Here is a 20,796-nt window from a genome sequence, read left to right on the forward strand (position 1 = left end):
GCCCGCGCCCGCCCGGCGCCCCCCGCACCGGGGGCGGACTCGTCCGTGCGGGGGTCAGGACGCCGGGGCGAGCTCCTCCCGCGCGGCCTGCTCCTGCCCGTCCCGGTCCGCGGCCTCCGGGGACAGCAGCTGGGCCACGTGGGCGGCGATGGCCGTCACCGTGGGCTGGTGCCACAGCAGCGTGGCGGGCAGCTTGAGGCCGAACCGCTTCTCCAGCCGCCGGCGGATGACGATGGTCATCACCGAGTCGAGGCCCTGCTCCACCAGCGACCTGCGGGCGTCGAGCGAGCCCTGCGGCAGCTTCATCTCACCGGCCACCTGCGCCGCGACCTCGTCGAGGACCCGCTCGCCCAGCTGCTCCGGCGGCAGGCCCGCGAAGTCCCGCTCGCCGCGCGCCGCGTCCTCGGCCCCGGCGGCGTCCGCCACCGCGACCTCGCGCAGAACGGGCAGCCGCTCGGCGCCCGCGTCGGCCGGCACCGTGCGCAGCACGGGGTAGCAGCCGGCGCCGCGGCGGGCGGCGAACTCCCAGGCGCCGAAGGCCTCGGCGGGCGAGATGTCGGTGACACCGCGCTCCCGCAGCTCCAGGTCGACCACCTCGTTGACCGCCATGCCCTGACCGCGCCACGAGGTCCACGCGAAGCTGATGGTGTCCCCCGCCCCGGGCTGCCCGCCGTTGCGGTGCTGGGCGAACGCGTCGAGGAAGGCGTTGGCCGAGCCGTAGCCGGCCTGGCCGGGCATGCCGAGGAGCTGTCCGCAGGAGGAGAAGAGCACGAGGAAGTCGACGCTGCCGGGCGGGAACTGGCCGTGCAGCGCCCAGACGCCGTCCGCCTTGGGGCGCATCACCCGGCGCAGCGACTCCGCGTCCACGTCCGCCGCCATCCGGTTGTCGAGCACGCCCGCCGCGTGCACGATGCCGCGGATCGCCGGCAGGCCGAGCGCGTCCGGCGACAGCTCGCGGGCGACCGCCCCGGCATCGGCGACGTCCAGGGCCACGGTGCGCACCGTGACGCCGTTCGCCTCCAGGGACCGCACGCCCTCGACGGCGCGCAGCGCCGCCGGGTCGGTGACGGTGTCCCACGCGGAGCGCGGCGGCAGCGCGGTGCGCCCGGCGAGGACGATCCGGCGCGCGCCCCGCTCGGCGAGCCAGTGCGCGATCTCCAGACCGAGCACGCCGAGACCGCCGGTGACCAGGTAGGTGCCGTCGGGCCGGCAGGCCAGCGGCTCCCGCTGCGCCTCCCGCTGGGTGCGGACGATCCGCGCCACGCTCGCCGCGCCGTTCCGTACGGCGATCACGTCCTCGGCCGGGGCGGCCCGCAGGACGTCCAGCAGGGTCTCGGCCCCGGCCGGGGCGTCGTCGCCCAGGTCGACCGTGCCGCCCCACAGCTCCCCGTGCTCGCCCGCGAGGACCCGGCCCAGGCCCCACAGCGGCGACTGCGCCAGGGCCTCCTCGCCGTGGCTCTCGCGGACCCCGCGGGTCACGCTCCACAGGCGCGGCGGCCGGGCGGAGCCCAGGGCCGCGAGCTCCTGCGCGGTGCGCAGCAGCAGCCAGGCGTGGGCCGCGGCGGCCTGCGCGGGTGTGCCGGCGACGGCGCCGGGCACCACCAGGACGTCCACCGACTCGTCGAGGCCGTCGAGCCGCGCCAGTCCGTCGGGGTCCGGCAGGGTCCGCAGCCGGCCGCCGCGGGTGGCGAGCAGTCCGGCGAGCGCGGTGGCCAGCGGCCCGTCGCCGTCGCCGATCACGACGGCGTCCCGGCAGGCGCGGTCGGACGTCTCGCCGGACGTCTCGTCGGCCGCCGGTTCGAGGGGCCGCCACGCCAGTTCGTGGACGAGTTCGTGCGGCCTGGCGGCGACCGCGGTGTCCTGTCCGAGGGAGGCGTAGCGCACCCCGGTGAGCGCGGCCACCGGGCGACCGGCCTCGTCGGCCACCAGCACGTCGACCGTGTCGTGCGCGGCGTCGTGGGCGACGTGGATGTCGACGGTCGCCGGGGCGGTGCCGACGGTGCGGACCTGCCCGACGCCGGCCACCATCCGCAGCACGGCGGCGCCGGGGTAGGCGGAGGGCGCGATGGACAGCGCGGCGTCGAAGACCGGCGCCCAGGTGGCCGCGGCCCGTTCCGGCTGCTCGGCCACGACGCGGGCGCGCAGCGCGCTCCCGCCGCGCAGCAGGTCCTCGACCGTCCAGTCGAACCCCATGGTGGGGACGCCGACCGAGGCCAGGTGGCGCAGGATGTCGCCCGGGTCGGCGGGCGCCCCGTCGGCCGGCGGCCGTGGCAGTCGCCCGGGCAGCGCGGCGGCGCCGTCCGCGGGTCCCGCGGCCCCCGTGGCGTGGGTGAGCCAGGTGCCGTCGGTGCCGACCGGACGGGAGGCGATCCGCAGCGCCGATCCGTCGCGCACGACCTGCAGGTCACGCCGCTCGGAGACGGTCAGCGGCAGCCGCAGGTCCACGTCGGCCAGGGCCCGCACCCCGTCCTCGCCGCCGCCGAGGGCGCCGAGGAAGGTGTTGATCAGGACGGCGGCGGGCACGATCTCGGTCCCGTTGATGGTGTGCGAGCCCGGGTACGGCCGGTTGTCGTCGTCCAGTTCGGTGCGCCACAGGCTCAGCGACCCGCCCGCCACCGGCACGGGGGCGCCGCGCAGTTCGTGGGAGTCGACGTCGTGCTGCTGGCCCCCGCCGGAGCCCTGGAAGGCGGTCTCGCGCCAGTGCGCGGAGCGCTGCCAGGCCACCTGCGGCAGCGTGACGAGGCCGCCCGAGGGCTGCAGCCGCGCCCAGTCGACCGGTACGCCGTGGCAGTGCGCGCCGCCGAAGGCGGTCAGCAGGGACAGCCGCTCGGACTGGTTGCGCCGCAGCGTCGGGCCGACGAAGGCGTCCTCGAGGCCGAGTTCGGAGAGGGTCTCGCCGATCGAGTGGGCCACCACCGGGTGGGCGGACACCTCCAGGAAGGAGCGGTACCCGTCCTCGGTCGCCGCCTTGACCGCCGCGGCGAGCCGGACCGGGCTGCGCAGGTTGGTCGCCCAGTAGGCGCCGTCGGCGGCCGGGGTGGTCCGCGCGTCGGTGAGCGCGGTGGAGTACATCCGCACGCCCGGCCGGTGCGGCGTCAGGTCACGGGCCGCCGCGACGAGGTCGTCGAGCAGCGGGTCCATGTGCGGGCTGTGGAAGGCCACGTCCGAGGCGACCTTGCGCACCTGCAGGCCCTCGGCCTGCCAGGCGTCGAAGAGGGCGTCCACCGCCTCGCGGTCGCCGGACACCACGGTCGAGCCCGGCGAGGACACGATCGCGGGGACCACGTCGGTGCGGCCCGCGAGCCGCTCCGACACCTCCTCCACGGACAGGGCCGCCATGAACATCGCGCCCCGTCCGGCCGCGCGGCGCAGCAGGACCGAGCGGCGGCAGATCAGCCGCGCGCCGTCCTCCACGGTGAGCGCGCCGGCGGTGACGGCCGCCGCGATCTCGCCGACCGAGTGGCCGATGACGGCGTCGGGCACGGCCCCGTGGGCGCGCCAGACGGCGGCCAGGCCGATCTGCATCGCGAAGATCATGGTCTGGACGCGGTCCACGGTCCCGAAGTCGGCGTCGGTGAGGACCTGCCGCGGGGAGAAGCCGATCTCCTCCAGGAAGACCGGTTCGAGCGCGTCGATGGCCGCGGCGAACTCCGGCTCGGTCCGCAGGAGTTCGCGTCCCATGCCGGGCCACTGCGAGCCGTGGCCGGAGAACACCCAGACCGTCCCGGTCCCGGGCCCCTCCGGCGCGGTGCCGGTCAGGGCCTCGCGGGACTCCTCGCCGCCCGCGACGACGCGCAGCTTGGCGGCCAGGTCGTCGCGGTCGGAGGCGACGATCCCGGCGCGCACGTCCAGGTGCGAGCGGCGCAGCGCGAGGGTGTGCCCCACCGAGTCGAGCGGCGCGTCGCGGCCGGCCCCCGCCAGCCAGTCGGCCAGCTTGCCGGCGTAGGCGTGCAGCGCCTCCGGGGACCTCGCGGACAGCGGGAACAACCGGAGCGGGGCCGCCGCGGCCTCCCCGTCCGGCAGCTCCGCGACGTCCGGCGCGTCCGGCGCGTCCGGGACCTCGACGGCCTCCGGGGCCCGGGGGAGGTCCTCGCGGGCCGCGGGCCCGGGGGCCTGCTCCAGGAGGACGTGCGCGATGGTGCCGCCGTACCCGAAGCCGGAGACACCGGCCCGGCGCGGGCGCTCGCGCTGCGGCCACGGGGTGGGCTCGGTGACGACCCGCAGCCCGTTGCCGGCCCAGTCGATCGCGGGGTTGCCCTCGGTGAAGTGCAGGCTGGGCGGGATCTCGCCGTGGTGCAGCGCCAGGGTGGCCTTGAGCATGGCGGCGATCCCCGCCGCCGCCTCCAGGTGGCCGATGTTGGGCTTCACCGAGCCGATCAGGCAGGGATCGCCGGCCGGCCGGCCGCGCCCGTAGACGGCGCTGAGCGCACCGGCCTCCAGCGGGTCGCCGACGCGGGTCCCGGTGCCGTGCGCCTCGATGTAGTCGATGGAACCCGGGTCGATGCCGGTGCGCCGGCAGGTCTCCTCCAGCAGGGCCTGCTGGGCGGTGCCGCTGGGCGCCATGATGCCGTTGGTGCGCCCGTCCTGCTGGACCGAGCTGCCGCGGATGACGGCCAGGATCCGGTCGCCGTCCCGCTGGGCGTCGGCCAGCCGCTTGAGGACGAGGACGGCGCCGCCCTCGCCGCGGCCGTAGCCGTCGGCCGACGCGTCGAACGCCTTGCTGCGCCCGTCGGGCGAGGTGGCGCCCGCGGCCTCCAGGGTCACCGAGAGGCCGGGCGCGATGATCAGGTTGATGCCCCCGACGAGGGCCACCGTGCTCTCCCCGGCCCGCAGGCTCTGGCAGGCGAGGTGGGTGGCGACCAGCGAGGCGGAGCAGGCGGTGTCCACCGCGAGGCTGGGGCCGTGCCAGTCCATCGCGTACGAGATGCGGTTGGCGGCCGCGCACATGGCGCTGCCGATCCCGGTCCACGCCTCGATGGTCGGCAGGTCCTCCAGGAGCCGGCGGCCGTAGTCGTCCGAGCCGATGCCGACGAAGACCCCGGTGTCGCTGCCGGCCAGGCTGGTGGGCGGGATGCCGGCGTCCTCCAGGGCCTCCCAGACCACTTCCAGCAGGATCCGCTGCTGGGGGTCCATCAGTTCGGCCTCGCGGGGGCTGAGACCGAAGAACGCGGCGTCGAACCCCGCCACGTCGCGCAGGAATCCGGCGGGCAGGTCGGCACGCCGTACGGCCGCCGCGTGCTCGGGGCCGATGGCGCGGTAGCCCTCCCAGCGGTCCTGCGGCATCGGGCCGATGCCGTCCCGGCCGGAGAGCAGCAGGTCCCAGTACGCGGACGGGGAGTCGGCGTCGCCGGCGAGTCGGCAGCCCGCGCCGATCACGGCGATGGGCTCTGGGGTGGTCGGTTCCGGTTGTGTGGGCACGACTGTCTGTCTCCTTGCCTTGGTTAGCCGCACCACGGTGCGGGCTGCAGGATGCGCACGACCGCCGCGGAGAGGGTGACCCCGGGGCCGACACCGAGCATGAGAAGGTGGTCACCGGGACCCAGCCCACCCGTCGACAGAAGGTGGTCGAGGGAGACGATCTGGTCGCTGGCGCCGAGGTGGCCGACCGTCCGCCCGAAGTCCCAGGTCGATTTCTCCAGGGGAAGCCCGAGCGCGGCCATGCAGCGCTGCTCGACGATCTCCCTGGAGTAGTTCATGTAGGCGACGCGCGTGACGTCGGCCAGTTCGATGCCCGCCTCCTCCAGCGTCCGCTCGACCACGGCGAGCGTGCTCACCTGGACCTGCACCAGGGCGGCGGTGCCCTGGCCGGTCGCGGCGGAGTGCTGCTTGAACTCGGCGTTGCGCGCGGTGAAGTCGAGCGGCCTGCCGACGGTCGGGCCCGGCGGGAACAGCGGCTCGGCGCCGCGGTGCATCCCCTCGGCCTCCGCCACCGTCAGCGAACCGGCGGCGAGCAGCTCGGCGAACCCCGGCTCGCGGGTGAGCAGCACCGCGCTGGCCGCGTCACCGGTGACGTAGCCCGGGCCCATCCGCCAGCGGTCCATCATCGGCGTGCCGAAGTTGTCGGACGCGACGAGCAGCGCGGTGGGCGGCCGCTCGCCGTCGCGCGAGGTGCCCAGGCCCGCCAGGTGGCCGGCGGCCAGCTCCAGCGCGCCGAACATGCCGTTGCAGCCCTGCCGCACCTCCAGCGCGAGCACGTCCCCGCCGACCAGGTGGCGCTGCAGGTAGTACTGGGGCTGCCAGCCGTCGGGCCCCTGGTGCCAGGAGTCGGCGTAGAGCAGCAGGTCCGTGTCGTGCGGTCGGTGGCCGCTGCGCTCGTAGGCGTCCTGGGCCGCCCACAGCGCCATCTCCGGCGCCGGGGTCGGGCCCGCCACGGCCGCGCCGGCCAGTTCGTGCAGTTCGATCTCCTGGGCCGGGTAGAGCCCCTGGGCCACGGCCTCCGCCGTGCTCACCGTGCGGGGCAGGAACACGCCGAGCCCCTTGATGTACGTCCCGGGCGTCCGCAAGGCCGCCTCGCCTCCTCGTCGATGGGCCGCGACACCGGTGCGGGCCGCGGGATGGCACGTGGTCAGGGCCGTCCGGCGACCGTCTCCAGGGTCCGGACGAGCCGTGCGAGCAGCCGCTCGGCGTCCTGCCGGGAGAACAGGTCGGGCCGGTGGCCGAGCCGCAGGGTCAGGCGGGGGCCGGGCAGCGCGGCCAGCCGCAGCGGGTAGTGGGTGCCGTCCCGGACGTCGGACCGGGTCAGCCGCAGCCCGCCCGGCAGGGCCGGGCCGGCCGGATCGGCCGGATCGGCCGAGGTGCTGACGAAGGAGACGGCGGTGTCGAAGAGTTCGCCGCCCCGGCCCGGCGTCACGGATCCCGGGCGGCCGGACCCGGCCTGGCGCTGGATGTCGCCCAGGCCCAGGTGGTGGTGGGGCGTCAGGGCCGCCTGCTCGCGCTGCAGCCGGGCGAGCAGGGCGGTCAGCGGCTCGTCCACCCGCAGCCGTACCCGGACCGGCACGGTGTTGGTGAGCAGCCCCACCATCTCCTCGACCCCGGGCAGCTCCGGCGGGCGCCCGGAGACGGAGGAACCGAAGACCACGTCCTCGCCCCCGGTCAGCGCGGCCAGCAGCAGGCCCCAGGCGCCGTGCACCGCGGTGCTCACGGTGAACCCGTGGGCGCGGGCGGCGGCCGTGAGCTCCGCGGTCAGCGCCCGGTCCAGTTCGCGCGTGACGTGCTCCTGCTGCGGGGCGCCGCCGCTGCCGCCGCCCCGTGCGTCCGGCGCCACGTAGGTGGGCCCGGCCAGGCCGGCGAGCGCGCCGGCCCAGGCCTCCCGGGCCGGGCCGAGGTCCTGCGCCGCGTACCAGGCCAGGTAGTCGCGGAACGGCGGCGCGGCGGGCAGCGACCGGCCGTCGCCCCCGGCCGCGTACAGCGCGAACAGCTCCCGGACGAGTGTCGTGGTGGACCAGCCGTCCCAGAGGATGTGGTGGGCCGTGAGCAGCAGCCGGTGGCTGTGCTCGGACCGCTTCAGGAGCAGGAAGCGCAGCAGCGGCGGCGCGGCCATGTCGAACCGGCGGGACAGCTCCGCCCGGGCCAGCGCGTCCTCCTGCGGGGCGCGCTCCCCGGCCGGCAGCGCCGACAGGTCGCGCTCCGTCCACGGCGGGGTGATCCCCTCCTCGACGATCTGCACCGGCAGGGCGGTGTCGTGCCGGAACGCCGCGCGCAGCGCGGGGTGCCGCTCCAGCAGGGCCGCCGCCGACGCCCGCAGGGCGGTCGGGTCCAGCGGGCCCTCCAGGTCGAAGGCGAGCTGCGCCGCGTAGGCGTCACCGCCCTCGGCGGACACCAGGCTGTGGAAGAGGAAGCCCTCCTGCAGCGGTGACAGCGGCAGGACGTCCGACAGCCGCGGGTGCCGGGCCGTGAGGGTGTCGATCTCGGCCTGGGTGAGCCGCACCAGCGGCAGATCGGAGGGCGTGGGGCCGCCCGCGCCGGCGTGCCTCCCGTGCGCGACGAGTCCGGCCAGTGCCGCCCGCCACAGCTCGGTCAGCTCCTCGACGGACGACTCCGGGACGCGGTCGCCGTCCCAGCCGACCGTGACGGCGAGGTCGGCGCCCGCCGGGAGCTCGCGGGTGTACGCCACCACGTCGAGGCCGGGGAAGCGGCCCGGGGCGGGCGGGAAGGACAGGCAGTCCGCCTCGCCGGTGAGCGGCCAGTCCGCGCGGTCCGTGCCGTCGTCGACGGGCAGCGGGCCGAGGTGGCGGAAGGCGAACGCGGGTGTCCCCGCCGCCTCGGGGACCGGCCGGTCCGGTGCGCCCGCGGGCGCGGCGGAGACGCCGGCCGCCCGCAGCTGCTCCTTGACCCGCTTGACGGCCGCCCCGAGCCCGGCGGCTCCCGAACGCACCTCGTCCCAGTCCAGGGCGCCCGGGTCCAGCGTGACGGCGGCCTCCCCGGCCAGCCGTCCCACGGTCCGTTCGAGGCCCGGCGCGGCGGCGTCCCCGGCGCGGTCCGGTCCCGCCACCTCGGCGACCACCGCGGAGCGCGGCGTCCCGGTGCGGCGCAGCCGCCACTCGGCGTGGGCCAGGGCCAGGCACGCCACGAGCAGATCGGCCGGGCCGGTGCGGAAGCGCTCCGGGAGCGTGGTCAGCAGGGACCCGAACGCGTCGGCCGGGAGCAGCAGCTGCCGGCTGCGGCGCGGGCCGGACGGCGTCCGCCGCCCGGATTCGCGGGGCACCGGCGCCGGCCGCGGCGTGCCACCGCCGGCCGCGGCCGCGGCGCGCAGGGCGGCGGTGCGCAGCGGGGTTCCCGCGGCCCGGAGGGCGGCCGGCTCCCCGGCCCGCACCCCGGCCCACAGCGCCGCTAGGTCCTCGCGCAGGACGCGCCAGGAGACGGCGTCCAGGGCGAGCGGATGCACCAGGAGCAGCAGCCGGCGGGGGCGCTGCGGCCCGCCGTCGCACCAGACCGCCCGCAGCATCCGGGCCCGCTCGGGCGAGAGCCCGGCCGCGGCGGCCGCCCGCTGGGCCGCCACCGCCTTCCCGGCCTCCTCCGGCTCCAGGCCGTCGACCGCCGCCTCGGTGAGCAGGTCGTCCACGGGTACCGCGCCGGCGGGCAGCGTCCGGACCTCCCAGCCGTCGGCGGCGGACCCGGTCAGGCGCAGCCGCAGCGCGTCGTGCCGGGCGACGAGCAGGCCCAGGGCCTCGGCCACCTCCTCGCGCCGCGCCCCGGTCGGTACGACCAGCGACAGGCACGCGTGGAGGCCGTCCAGCGGGGCCCGTTCGGCCAGGAGCCGGGCCATCGCGGCGGTCGGCGGGAACACCCCGTCGGTACCGCCGGCGTCCTCGTGCGGCGGTCCGTCCGGCGCCGGTCCGCCCGCGGCGGCGGCCAGGGCGGCGGCGGTCGGCCGGGTGAACACGTCGGTGAGCGCGAGGTCCAGGCCGGCCCGCTTCGCCCGGGAGACCAGCTTGAGCGCGGTGATGCTGTCGCCGCCGAGGTCGAAGAAGGAGTCGTCGGCCCAGACCCGTTCCACCCCGAGGACGTCGGCGAACAGATCGCACAGGGCCTCCTCGCGCGGCGAGGCGGGTGGCTGTCCGGCGGCCGTGCTGAAGTCCGGCGCGGGCAGGGCGCGCCGGTCGACCTTGCCGTTGGGCGTGACGGGCAGCGCGTCGAGGGGCACCACGGCCGCGGGCACCATGTGGGAGGGCAGCGACCGCGCCGCGAAGGCGCGCAGGGCGGCCGGGTCCAGCGGCCCCGCGCCCGGCCGGGCGACGACGTAGGCGGCGAGCTGCCGCCGCCCCGGGCGGTCCTCGCGCACCGCGGCCACGGCCGTCCCGACGCCCTCGTGGCGGGCCAGGGTCGCCTCGATCTCGCCGAGCTCGATCCGGAACCCGCGGATCTTGACCTGGTGATCGGCGCGGCCCAGGCATTCGAGGTCGCCGTCCGCGCGCCACCGCACGAGGTCGCCGGTGCGGTACATGCGGGAGCCCGGCGGGCCGAACGGGCAGGGCAGGAAGCGGTCGGCGGTCAGCCCGGGCCGCCGCGCGTAGCCCCGCGCCAGACCGGTGCCCGCCAGGTACAGCTCGCCGACGACGCCGGGCAGGACGGGCGTCAGGGAGTCGTCCAGGACGTAGACCCGGGTGTTGGTGAGGGGACGGCCGACCGACGGCGGGCCGGCGTCCGTCAGCGGCGCGCCGACCAGGGAGGTCACGGTGGCCTCGGTGACCCCGTACTCGTTGTACATGCGCCGCCCCGTCATCCACCGCCGCAGCACGTCGGCGGGGGGCGTCTCGCCGCCCGTGATCAGGACGTCGGGACCGGTCGGGCCCTCGGGGGTCAGCTGTCCCAGGAGCACGGGGGGCATCGCGGTGTGGGTGATGTGCCGGTCGCGCAGCAGCGCGGTCAGGGCCTCGGCGGACAGCGCGTTCCCGTCGGGGGCCAGTACGAGGCGCCCGCCCGCGCAGAGGACCGGCCAGATGTCGGCCATCGCGACGTCGAAGCTGGGGGAGACCACCTGCAGGACGCGGCTGGAGCCGTCGATCCCGTAGCGGGCGATCCGGTCCGCGACCAGGTTGCGCAGCCCGTCGTGGACCACGACGACGCCCTTGGGGACCCCGGTGGATCCGGAGGTGTGGATGACGTACGCGGCCTGCCCGGGGTCGGGGGCGGCGGGCAGCGGGGTCCGGCCGCCGGGCGCGGGCCCGTCCGGGAGGTCCGGGAGGCCGTCGGCGCCGACCAGGAGGAGCGGCGCCCCGTCGGGCAGCAGGGACCGGGTCCGCGCGTCGGCGATGACGCACACCGGCGCCGTGCCCTCCAGCATGCGGGCGATCCGCTGCGGGGGAAGGGCCTGGTCGAGCGGCATGAAGGCCGCGCCCGCGCGCAGCACGGCGAGCATCGCGGCCACGAGCGCCGGCGAACGCGGCAGGGCGAGGGCCACGGTGTCGTCGGGGCCGACGCCGCGTCCGGCCAGGTGCCGGGCCAGCGCGTCCGCCCGCCCGGCGAGTTCGCCGTACGTCCAGGTGGTCTCCCCGTGCTCCAGGGCGACGCGGTCCGCGGAGCGTGCGGCCTGCGCGGCCACCGCCTCGGGCACGGTCGGGGCGGGCACCGGGGCCGCGGTGGCGTTGCGGCGCACGACGAGTTCCTCGTGCTCCCCGGGGAGCAGGACGTCGATGTGCCCGATCGGCCGGTCGGGGCGGCTCGCGACGGCCCGGACGAACGCCGTCAGCCGCTCCTGGTGGCCCGTCAGGGAGGCCAGGTCGTGGAGCTCGGGGTTGCCCTCGAACACGAGGGCGACCGCCTCGCCGGCGGCGTCCTGCGACCGGACGCTGACGAACAGGTCGAGGCACGGGCCCGACGCCAGGTTGTGCGAGGTGGCCTCCAGGGAGCCGAAGCGCAGCGGGCCGCCGAACGGCATGAAGTTCATGATCGGCCCGAGCACGGCCCCGATGCCGTCCTCCACCGACCGCGCGCGGTGCAGGTCCTCGATGCGGAAGCGCTCGTGGCGCAGCGCTCCGGAGACCTCCGCCGTCATGGCCGTCACGAGCCGGCCCAGCGTGGCGGAGGGCGGCACGTCCAGGCGGACCGCGACCGTGTTGGTCGCCATCGAGGGGGTGCGCCGGGCCTCCGCGGTGCGGCGGCCCGTCACCGGAACCCCCAGGATCACGTCCCGGCGGCCGGTCACCCGGTGGACGTAGGCCGCGACGGCGGTCATCAGCAGCAGGTTCCAGGTGGTGCCGGTTTGCGCCGCGGCGTCCTTGAGGAGGGCGAGGTCGGACCGGGTCAGCGGCTGCGGGGCCGTCCGCAGCCGCAGCATCCCCTCCGGCAGCGGCCCGCCGGCCCCGGCCCCGCCCGGCACCCGCATGGGTTCGGGGGTGTCCGCGAACCGTTCGAGCCAGTAGGCGCGGTCCTCGGCGAAGGCCGGCGACGAGCGGTAGGCCGCGTCCTCGTCGAGCACCGTGGTCAGCGGGGCGAAGACGGCGGGCACCTCGCGGCCCTCGGACAGCGCCGAGTAGATCTCCGCGAGCCGCCGCCCGAGGAGGTGGACGCCGTACCCGTCGACGACGACGTGGTGGATGCGCAGCGAGAAGACGTACCGGTCCGGTGCCAGCCGCAGCAGGGCGAAGGACGACAGCGGGCCGGTGCCCAGGTCGAACGGCCGGGACGCCTCCCGCCGCATCCAGCGCTGCGCCTCGGCGTCCGGGTCCGCGGCGCCGGTGAGGTCGACGGACTGCGGCCGCACGGACTGCGCCGGGTCGAACACCTGCCAGAGCCCGTCGTCCTGGACCACCGCGCGGATGCGGACGATGTCGGCCTCGGCCCGCAGGCGGGACCACGCGGCGGCGAACAGCTCCTCGTCCAGGGCCCCGTCGATCACGATGTACTCGGCGCAGGTGTACTGCTGACCGGTGGGATCCAGCTGGTGCGCGAACCAGACGCCCTGCTGACCGGCGGACAGGGGCAGCCGCGACGCGTCTTCGTCGGTCATTTCCGCTCCATGGCTCTTCGGGTACTGGCAGAGAGCCACCATGGAGATCACAGCTATAGGCCGCCTATACCGGTGCGGCCGACGGGCGGATACCGAAGAAATATAGGTACCGCGGCCATCATCGGCGGCGTCCCCACCGAGAGGAGCGCCCGATGGACGGTCAGAGCGTCTGGACACCGCTGGAAGTCACCCCGGCGCAGGCCGGGGCGGCGGCGACGCCGCAGGGCCTGGTCGGCCACCTGCGCGGCATCGCCGACCTCGCCGCCCTGCTGTGCCGTCACAAGGCGGTGGTCTTCCGGGGCTTCGGCGTGACGCGCGAGGAACTCGACGAGGTCATGGACCTCCTGCTGCCCAACCGGCTGGCCTACGTCCACGGCAACTCCCCGCGGACCAAGGTCGGCGAGAACGTCTACACCTCCACCGAGTACCCGCCCGAGTACACCATCTCGATGCACAACGAGATGTCGTACGCCCACCAGTGGCCCGCCCGGCTGCTGTTCTTCTGCGACCGCGAGCCGGAGACCGGCGGCGCGACCCCGGTCGTGGACGGGGTGCGCTGGCTGGCGGCGCTGGGTCCGGAGATCCGCGAGCGGTTCGCGGCGGGCGTGCGGTACTCGCAGAACCTGCACGGCGGCCGCGGCCTCGGGAAGAGCTGGCAGGAGACCTTCGAGACCGACGCGCGGGAGGAGGTCGAGGCGTTCCTCAAGGGCGCCGAGGCGTCCTGGGAGTGGCGCGCCGACGGCGGGCTGCGCGTGACGCAGCTGCGTCCGGCGACGGCCCGGCACCCGGTCACCGGCGACGAGGTGTGGTTCAACCAGGCGGACCAGTGGCACGCCGCGGGGCTCGGCGACGAGACGGCCGCCGCGCTGGCCCAGATCATGCCGGAGGAGGACCTGCCGCAGTCGGTCACCTTCGCGGACGGCTCGCCCATCCCCGCCGAGTACGTGACCCTGATCCGCGACCGGGGCCTGGACAGCGCCGTCGACGTGGACTGGCACACCGGCGACCTGCTGCTCATCGACAACATGCTGGTCGGCCACGGCCGGCGCCCCTTCACCGGGCCGCGCCGGGTGCTGGTCGCCATGTCCGACTGAGCGGGCGCCGGTGCGCCCCGACGGCGAGTTCCAGACCGAACGGAAGGCAGTGAGCAGTGACTGAATCCCCGGCCCCGTCCTTCGGCGTGATCCCCGGCGCCCAGGTGCACGCGGTCACCCACGGGCGGGAGGAGGAGGTCATCCGCGTCGTCGAGGCGGCCTACCGGCTCCACGGCGAGGGCGAGACGGTGAACCCGGACTCCTACTTCCTCACCTTCCCGGACCGTCCGTCGGCGCGCATCATCGCGCTGCCGGCCTCGGTGCGCGGTGAGGTGGACGTGGACGGGATCAAGTGGATCTCCAGCTTCCCGGCGAACGTCGAGGCGGGCATCCCGCGCGCCTCGGCGGTGCTGATCCTCAACGACGCGCGCACGGGATACCCGTTCGCCTGCCTGGAGGGCTCGATCATCAGCGCCGCGCGCACCGCGGCCTCCGCGGCGCTGGCCGCGGCCCGGATCAGCGAGTCCAGGGGCGGTGCCCGGCCGGTGCGGGTGGGCTTCTTCGGGACGGGCCTCATCGCCCGCTTCATCCACCGCTACCTGGCGGCGAGCGGGTTCGGCTTCACCGACCTCGGCGTGTACGACGTGTCCGCCGCGCACGCCGAGGCGTTCGCCGGCTACCTGCGGGGCGCCGACGGCGGCTCCGTCACGGTGCACGACCGGCCGCGGGACCTGGTCGAATCGAGCGACCTGGTCGTCTTCGCGACCGTCGCGGGCGAGCCGCACGTGACCGATCCTGCGTGGTTCGCGCACAACCCGCTCGTGCTGCACGTCTCGCTGCGGGACCTGTCGACGGACGTCGTCCTCGCCTCCTGCAACGTGACCGATGACGTCGAGCACTGCATGAAGGCCGGCACCTCGCTGCACCTGACGGAACAGCGCGTCGGCGACCGGGAGTTCGTGGCGGGCACGCTCTACGACGTGCTCACCGGCCGGATCGCCTGCCCGGCCGACCGGCCCGTGGTCTTCTCGCCGTTCGGCCTCGGGGTGCTCGACCTCGCGGTGGCGCGGCACGTGTACGGGAAGGTGGCCGGGGACGGGGCGCTGCACACCGTCCCCGACTTCTTCAGCGAGCTCAAGCGCTACGGGTAGCGCGGGCGCGGCGCCGGCGCGCGGCCGGCGCCGCGGCCGTTGGCCCGGCGTGGTCCCGGGCACGCGTCGTGCGGCGGCCCGGGCGCGGATGCCGTGCGCGCGGCCTGCGGGCCGGGCGCCCTCCTCAGGAGGCGCGGGGGTGCTGCTGTCTTCCGCTGAGGACCAGGCGCATGCCCGGGTTGCGGCGCGTCTCCAGGCGCGGGGCGCGCAGCGGATCCTGCCAGGCCCCGTCGACGTTCCCGGTGAGGATGGCCTGGTGCGCCTTGCGCAGCGCCGGCCCGGGGTCGACCCCGAGCTCCTCCTTCAGGTGCCGCCGGCCCGTCTGGTAGACGGCGAACGCGTCGGCCTGCCGGTCGGACATGTAGAGGGCCATCATCAGCTGGGCGCGGAGCCGTTCGCGCAGCGGGTGGGTGCCGACCAGGGCCACGAGTTCGGGTGCGAGCTGCTCGTGTCTGCGCAGCGCCAGGTCGGCGGCGATCCGGTGCTCCAGGGTCTCCATGCGGGCCTCGTCGATGGCGGGCCCCGCCGTCTCCGCGAGGTGCTCGGTGACATCGGTGAGCGTGGGGCCGTGCCACAGGTCGAGCGCGCAGCGCAGGACCTCGGCCGCGCGGTGGTACTCGTGCTCCCTCAGCGCGGTGCGCCCGGCGTGGGACAGGCGCTCGAACTCGTGGTAGTCGAAGAACCCCGAACCGGTGCGCAGCAGGTACCCGGAGCCCTTGCGGACGATCTCGGCCCGCCGGCCCAGGTGCTGCCGCAGCCGTGAGGCGTACGTGTATATCTGTGCCTGGAACGTCTCCGGCGGGGCCTTGCTCCAGAGCATCTCGCCCAGTTGGTGATCGGGCAGCACCCGCTCGTCGGCCAGGAGCAGCGCCGCGAGCATGGTGCGCTGCTTGGTGCCGCTCAGGGGTAATTCGGAATTATCGGCCCAAAGTCCGACGGGGCCGAGGATACGAAACTCCAGCATTTCTTGGACTCCTCCTCGATCGAGCAGAGAACGACGTGTCTGATCCACCGCGCGGAAAGGGTGAAACGGTGGAGTGGGGGATGCTTCGAAGGAATGGGAGGTTATCCGCGGATTGGGGGGCGGGGTGTCTGTATTGATTTCCCGCAAGGAGCGCCACAGTTCAACGAGTCCCTGTTCGATCGCTTACCGACCGGGTGACACTAACTCCGCCCCTCGGGCTAGTCAAGGTTTGTCCTACGGGCGCCCACGAGTTCTATGGCGCTTTTGTGAGAAAGCGGAATACCGTATTCGCATTGCCCTCTGACCTGGGGTTGTCACCTGTTCAGGGCTCCTGCCAAGCCGAAATGACAGGTGCTAAGGGGCGGTTTCACCCGCCTTTCGTTCCGGCCGGCCGAGAAGGGGGAGTATAGGTCAAATATGGGGCCGCCGGTGACCATGTCCGCGTGGCAGCTATCATCGCGAATCCCCTGGATTTCAATGTCGACGATCTCTACGTGGACCTCCGACAGAGCATCGGGTGCCGCCTCTATCTCAAATGCGAGGGTTTCAACTTCGCCGGATCGATCAAGATCAAGGCGGCGGCCGAGATGGTGGGCGCCATGGAGCGGTCGGGGGAACTGCGGCCGGGTGGGACACTGGTGGAATCGTCCTCCGGGAACATGGGCGTCGCGCTCAGCGTGGTCGCCGCGAGCCGGGGCTACCGGTTCGTCTGCGTCACGGACGTGCGCTGCACGCTCACCGCCCGGCGGGCGATGGAGGCCCTGGGCAGCGAGGTCCACGTGATCACCGAGCCCGACGCCGAGGGCGGCTTCCTCGGTGCCCGCCTCGCCCGGGTCGCACGGCTCTGCGACGAGAACGAGGGGTACCTCTGGCTCAACCAGTACGCGAACCCGGGGAACTGGCGCGGCCACTACCGGACCACCGGCCCCGAGATCGCCAAGGCGTTCCCGGACGTGGAGGTGGTCTTCATCGGCGCCGGCACCACCGGGACGCTCATGGGATGCGCGCGCTACTTCCGGGAGAACCGCCCGGAGGTCACCATCGTCGCGGTCGACACCGTCGGCTCCGTGACCTTCGGCCGTCCCTCCGGCCGCCGGCTGATCCCCGGGCTCGGCACCAGTGTGCGGCCCCCGATCCTCGACGCCTCCTACGCGGACGACGTGGTGTACGTGACGGAGCCCGAGACGGTCCGCACGTGCCGGCGGCTGGTGCGCCACGGCTTCCTCTTCGGCGGCTCCACGGGGACCGTCGTCGCCGGCGCCCGGGACTGGCTCGCGCGCAACGCCGCGCACGGCACCGCGACCGCCGTCGCCATCGCGCCCGACCTCGGCGGCAACTACCTCGACACCGTCTACGACGAGGAGTGGGTCGCCCGTGCGTTCGGCGCCGACGTGACGGCGGATGTGACGGCCGACGTGGCGGCCGACGTGGCGGCGGACGTCTGAGGCGGCGCCGCCCCCGCCGTCCGGAGCCGCGCCGAACCGCGGCCGGACGGCCCCCGGGAGGGCGGGCCGGCGTTACGCCGATCGGGGGAGGCGTTATCCACAGGCCGGGTTTGTCCACAGGGGCGGAGGAATTCCGCAGGGGCTCCGGAGAACTGCGGCAGCCTTCCGGCCATGACCGACACGCGCATCACGCTCCCCTTCGGCGACGGCCCCGGTGGCCGTCCGATCACCATGCGGGGCCCGGCCGACATGGCCGAGGCGCTGCCCTACCTGCTCGGCTTCTTCCCCGACGACAGCATCGTGGCGGTCGGCCTCCAGCCGCCCGGCCTGCACCAGGGCGGGGTGATCCGGCTGGACGTCCCCGAGTCGGCCGAGGAGTGGCCGGCCGCCGCCGAGGAGACGGCCGCCCTCCTCGTCCGGCTCTCCGAGCGGGAGGACCGCCGGCCGGCCCAGGTCCTCCTCTACCTCTGCCAGGATCCGGACCCGGGCCCGGCCGGGCCCGGCGGGCGGCACGGTCCGCCGGTGGCGGAGCGGCTGCGCCCGCTCGCGGAGCACCTGCACCGGGCCTTCGAGACCCGCGGCGTGCGGGTCAAGGAGTCGCTGTGCGTCTCGGCGGGCCGCTGGTGGTCCTTCCTCTGCACCCGGGAGGGCTGCTGCGATCCGGCGGGGCACCCGGTCCGCCGGACGCCCGGCCCCGGCCCGGTCGCGGTGGCGGCGACCGTCGCCGGTCTGGCGCCGCGCGGCAGCCGCAAGGAGATCCTGGCCGGGCTGGCCCCGGTCGGGCCGCCCGCGGCGGACGCCGTCCGGGGCGCCCTCGACCGGGCCTCGGCCGGCCCCTCGCCGGGGCGGCCGGTGTCGCTGGACCGGCGGGCGCACGCCGAACTGCTCGACGGGGCCGTGGCGGCGTTCATGGCCGGGGCCACGGCGCTGGACGAGGAGCGGACGGCGCGGCTGCTGCTGGCGCTCCAGGACCGGACCGTCCGGGACCGCGCGGCCGAGTACGCCAGGCCGGCGGAGCTCGCGCCCGTCCAGCGGCTCTGGCGGTTCCTGGCCACCCGGTGCGTGGCGCCCCACGAGAGCCGCGCCGCGCCGCCGCTCACCCTGCTGGCGTGGGCGTCCTGGGTCGCGGGGGACACCGCCACCGCGCGGGTGGTGCTCGGCCACACGCTGCGCCGGCACCCCTCCTACCTGCTCGCCCAGCTGCTGTACGAGTCGCTGAACGGCGGCTTCGCGCCGGACACCCTGCTGGCGAGCGTGGAGGAGGAGCGCCGCCGCCGCACCGAGCGGGAGGAGCGGGAGCGGGCGGCGGCCGAGCGGCCGGCCGGGGGCGAGCCGCCCTCGGATCCGCTCCCGCCCCCGGGGCCGGTGCCCGCCGCCGGCGCGCCCGTTCCCGGTGCGGCGGGCGGCGGGGCCGCGCCGTGGGCGTCCGACGAGCCCGCGGGCCCCGACCGCCCGGCCGGGGAACCGGCGCCGGGGGACGGCGGCGGTGCCCCCGGGAGCGGCGCGGGCGCCGTGGCCCGCGCCGCGCGGGTGCGCTGCGGGACGGCCGGGGCCCGCTGCGGCACCGCTCCCGGGGAACGGTGCCGGCCGCCGGGGTGGCGGCGCGCCCCGCGTACGGCGGGCACCGCCCGCCCGGTGCCCGGGTCGGCGCCCTCCCCGGCGGCGGGGCACCATGGGCGCTGACCTCCTGGCGGTCGCGGCGGGCCGGGGGGGGCCGGCCCGCCCGGCGGCCGGTGCCGGTGGCGGGCTACGCCTCGCCGCGCGCCATCGCGATCAGGCGGTCGAGCACCTTGCCGCCGCTGACCCGCAGTCCGTCGTGCTCCCACTCGTTGGTGATCCAGGTCCGCAGCCCCCGCACGGCCCGCGCGGTCTCCAGCGAGTGGGCGGTGTCGACGTACATGTCGTCGTGGTACACCGCCGCGACCACCGGCACCTCGTTGGCGGCCAGCCGGGCCGGGTCGTAGAGGTCGGGCCAGTCCGTGCGCGCGGCCAGCAGCTCCGCGGTCTCCTTCAGCGGGCGCAGCGCCGGATCGGTGTCGAACATCCAGGGGTAGATCATCTCCCCGGTGAACAGCACCGGTGCGCCGGACTCCAGCGCGGCCCGGGCGTCGAACCGCGGGAACTGCGCGCGGACGCGCTCGGCGGACCAGCCGGTGCCGGCCGGGTCCACCGAGCGCTGGCCGTAGATCGACTCGTGCAGGACGGCGTAGAGCGGGCCCTGGGCGAAGGAGAGCTGCGCCTGGGCGCCGGCGAGGAAGGTGTCGGAGAGCTCGGGTCCGGCCGGGCCCTCCACCCAGGCCTCCTCCAGCAGGTAGTGGAGCGTCCCGGAGCCGCTGCCGCCGCCGAGCAGCATCCCGAGCGCCTGGAACGCCTCCACGGTGAGCCGCCCGCCGTCGGGCAGGACGGCGGGGGCGTCGGCGAGGTGCGCGGCGATCCGCCGCACCGCCTCGACGTCCTGCGGGAAGCGCGCGAAGTGGTCCTCGTTCTTGCGGACGACGCGCGGGTAGGCGGCCCGGTAGACGTCGTCGGCGGAGGAGCGCAGGCCGGCCAGGCCACCGGTGACGAAGGCCTGCTCCAGTCCCTCGGGAGCGATCGAGAGGTAGGTGAGGGTGCAGAAGCCGCCGAAGCTCTGGCCGAGCACGCTCCACCGGCGGTCGTCGCCGAGCAGCCGGCGGCGGATCAGTTCGGCGTCGCGCACGATCGAGTCGGCCCGGAAGTGCGCCAGGTAGTCCGCCTGTTCCTTGGCGCCGCCCCGCCGCGCCAGCGTCTGCCGGGTGGCGGGCGTGGACCGCCCGGTGCCGCGCTGGTCGAGCAGCAGCACCCGGTAGTCGTCGAGCGCGCGCTCCAGCCAGCCGTCGCGGCCGAGCGGCCGGCCGGCCTTGCCGCCCGGGCCGCCCTGGAGGAAGAGCAGCCACGGCAGCCCGGTGTCCCCGGAACGGCCCGAGGCGACCACCTCGCGGGCGTAGACCTCGATCTGCTCGCCCTCGGGGGCGGCGTGGTCGAGCGGCGCCCGGAAGACGTGGTCGGTGAAGGCAATCCCGGGCAGCCGGCTGGCGGTGGACATACAACTCCTCGGTTTCTGCTGGTCACAGCGGTCGCGTCGGCCCCGGCCGGGGTTGCCGGTGGCGGGGCCGCGACCCCCGCACCGTATCCTGGCCGCGGCCCGGGGCCGCCCCCGCGGCCACCGCCCACGACCGCCCACCCGGCGGCCCGGGAGGCGGGCACGACGGACCGGCGGCGACCGCGGCGACGGTGCGGCGCCCGGGCGGGAAGCGGACCCCGCTCGATCCGGCGGGCGTGACCTGTCACCGGTCTCCGGCGTTGACCCCGGGGGCCCTGTGTCCGGGTGCCGCCCGGCGGGGACGGGGCGCCGGCGCCCGGCCCGGGCGGGCCGCGGCGACGCCAGGGAACGAACGGCGCGGGGCCGGTACCGACTCGGTGCCGGGCACCGCTTGGCACGGCCCGGCACCGGGTACGGCCAGACACGGCACAGCGGCCGGCGGGGCGTCCGCCGACCCGCACCAGCACGCACGCGATCGAGCATGCTCGCGGCCCATCGGCCCTGACCGGCCACCGGACCGCCGAGGGGAGGAGAATCCGGTGACCGCGATGAGGCCACCACAGGCCACACCCGCCGAGAGTGTGGTCGGTGCGCCGAGACCGGCCGGCCGGCCGGACCAGGCCCAGCCGGCCGGCCCCGGCGGCGCGGGCCGGCCCGCGCCCCCCCGCCCCCAGCCCGCCCCCCCCCACCCCC

The 20,796-nt window shown here is 76.1% G+C and carries 9 protein-coding genes; 4 read left to right on the forward strand and 5 right to left on the reverse strand.

The window, feature by feature from the left end:
• Positions 1 to 54 precede the first annotated feature (54 nt).
• The 3 genes from ABT093_RS38275 to ABT093_RS38285 all read right to left on the reverse strand — a co-directional run bounded on the left by ABT093_RS38275 (position 55) and on the right by ABT093_RS38285 (position 12,448).
• A complete protein-coding gene (locus ABT093_RS38275) occupies positions 55 to 5,418 on the reverse strand; it encodes a type I polyketide synthase (protein ID WP_350572103.1) in 5,364 nt (1,787 codons plus the stop codon).
• A gap of 23 nt (positions 5,419 to 5,441) precedes the next feature.
• Positions 5,442 to 6,503, reverse strand: a complete 1,062-nt coding sequence (locus tag ABT093_RS38280; protein WP_350572104.1) for a ketoacyl-ACP synthase III family protein — start codon at positions 6,501 to 6,503, stop codon at positions 5,442 to 5,444.
• A gap of 62 nt (positions 6,504 to 6,565) precedes the next feature.
• Positions 6,566 to 12,448: a non-ribosomal peptide synthetase gene (locus tag ABT093_RS38285; protein ID WP_350572105.1), complete on the reverse strand. Its 5,883-nt coding sequence runs from the start codon at positions 12,446 to 12,448 to the stop codon at positions 6,566 to 6,568.
• Positions 12,449 to 12,600: 152 nt separating this feature from the next.
• Here ABT093_RS38285 and ABT093_RS38290 point away from each other — a divergent pair, with 152 nt between their 5' ends.
• Positions 12,601 to 13,542 (forward strand): TauD/TfdA family dioxygenase, encoded by a 942-nt coding sequence (locus tag ABT093_RS38290; protein ID WP_350572106.1) that lies wholly within the window; start codon positions 12,601 to 12,603, stop codon positions 13,540 to 13,542.
• 56 nt (positions 13,543 to 13,598) lie between these two features.
• Positions 13,599 to 14,633: a 2,3-diaminopropionate biosynthesis protein SbnB gene (sbnB, locus tag ABT093_RS38295; protein ID WP_350572107.1), complete on the forward strand. Its 1,035-nt coding sequence runs from the start codon at positions 13,599 to 13,601 to the stop codon at positions 14,631 to 14,633.
• A 124-nt stretch (positions 14,634 to 14,757) separates the two neighbouring features.
• Here the strand turns inward: sbnB and ABT093_RS38300 are convergent, their stop codons facing one another.
• Positions 14,758 to 15,597, reverse strand: a complete 840-nt coding sequence (locus ABT093_RS38300) for an AfsR/SARP family transcriptional regulator (RefSeq protein ID WP_350572108.1) — start codon at positions 15,595 to 15,597, stop codon at positions 14,758 to 14,760.
• Between the two features lie 443 nt (positions 15,598 to 16,040).
• On the opposite strand from ABT093_RS38300, the gene sbnA reads away from it, so the two are divergent.
• Positions 16,041 to 17,042, forward strand: a complete 1,002-nt coding sequence (gene sbnA, locus ABT093_RS38305; protein ID WP_350572109.1) for a 2,3-diaminopropionate biosynthesis protein SbnA — start codon at positions 16,041 to 16,043, stop codon at positions 17,040 to 17,042.
• Positions 17,043 to 17,213: 171 nt separating this feature from the next.
• The gene (locus ABT093_RS38310; protein WP_350572110.1) at positions 17,214 to 18,725 is read left to right on the forward strand and encodes a DUF4192 domain-containing protein; all 1,512 of its coding nucleotides are present in this window, start codon (positions 17,214 to 17,216) and stop codon (positions 18,723 to 18,725) included.
• Between the two features lie 64 nt (positions 18,726 to 18,789).
• Here ABT093_RS38310 and ABT093_RS38315 read toward each other — a convergent pair whose 3' ends face one another.
• Positions 18,790 to 20,106, reverse strand: a complete 1,317-nt coding sequence (locus ABT093_RS38315; protein ID WP_350572111.1) for an alpha/beta fold hydrolase — start codon at positions 20,104 to 20,106, stop codon at positions 18,790 to 18,792.
• Between the last annotated feature and the right edge of the window lie 690 nt (positions 20,107 to 20,796).

This window comes from Kitasatospora sp. NPDC002551 (assembly GCF_040296005.1).
Taxonomy (GTDB): Bacteria; Actinomycetota; Actinomycetes; order Streptomycetales; family Streptomycetaceae; genus Kitasatospora.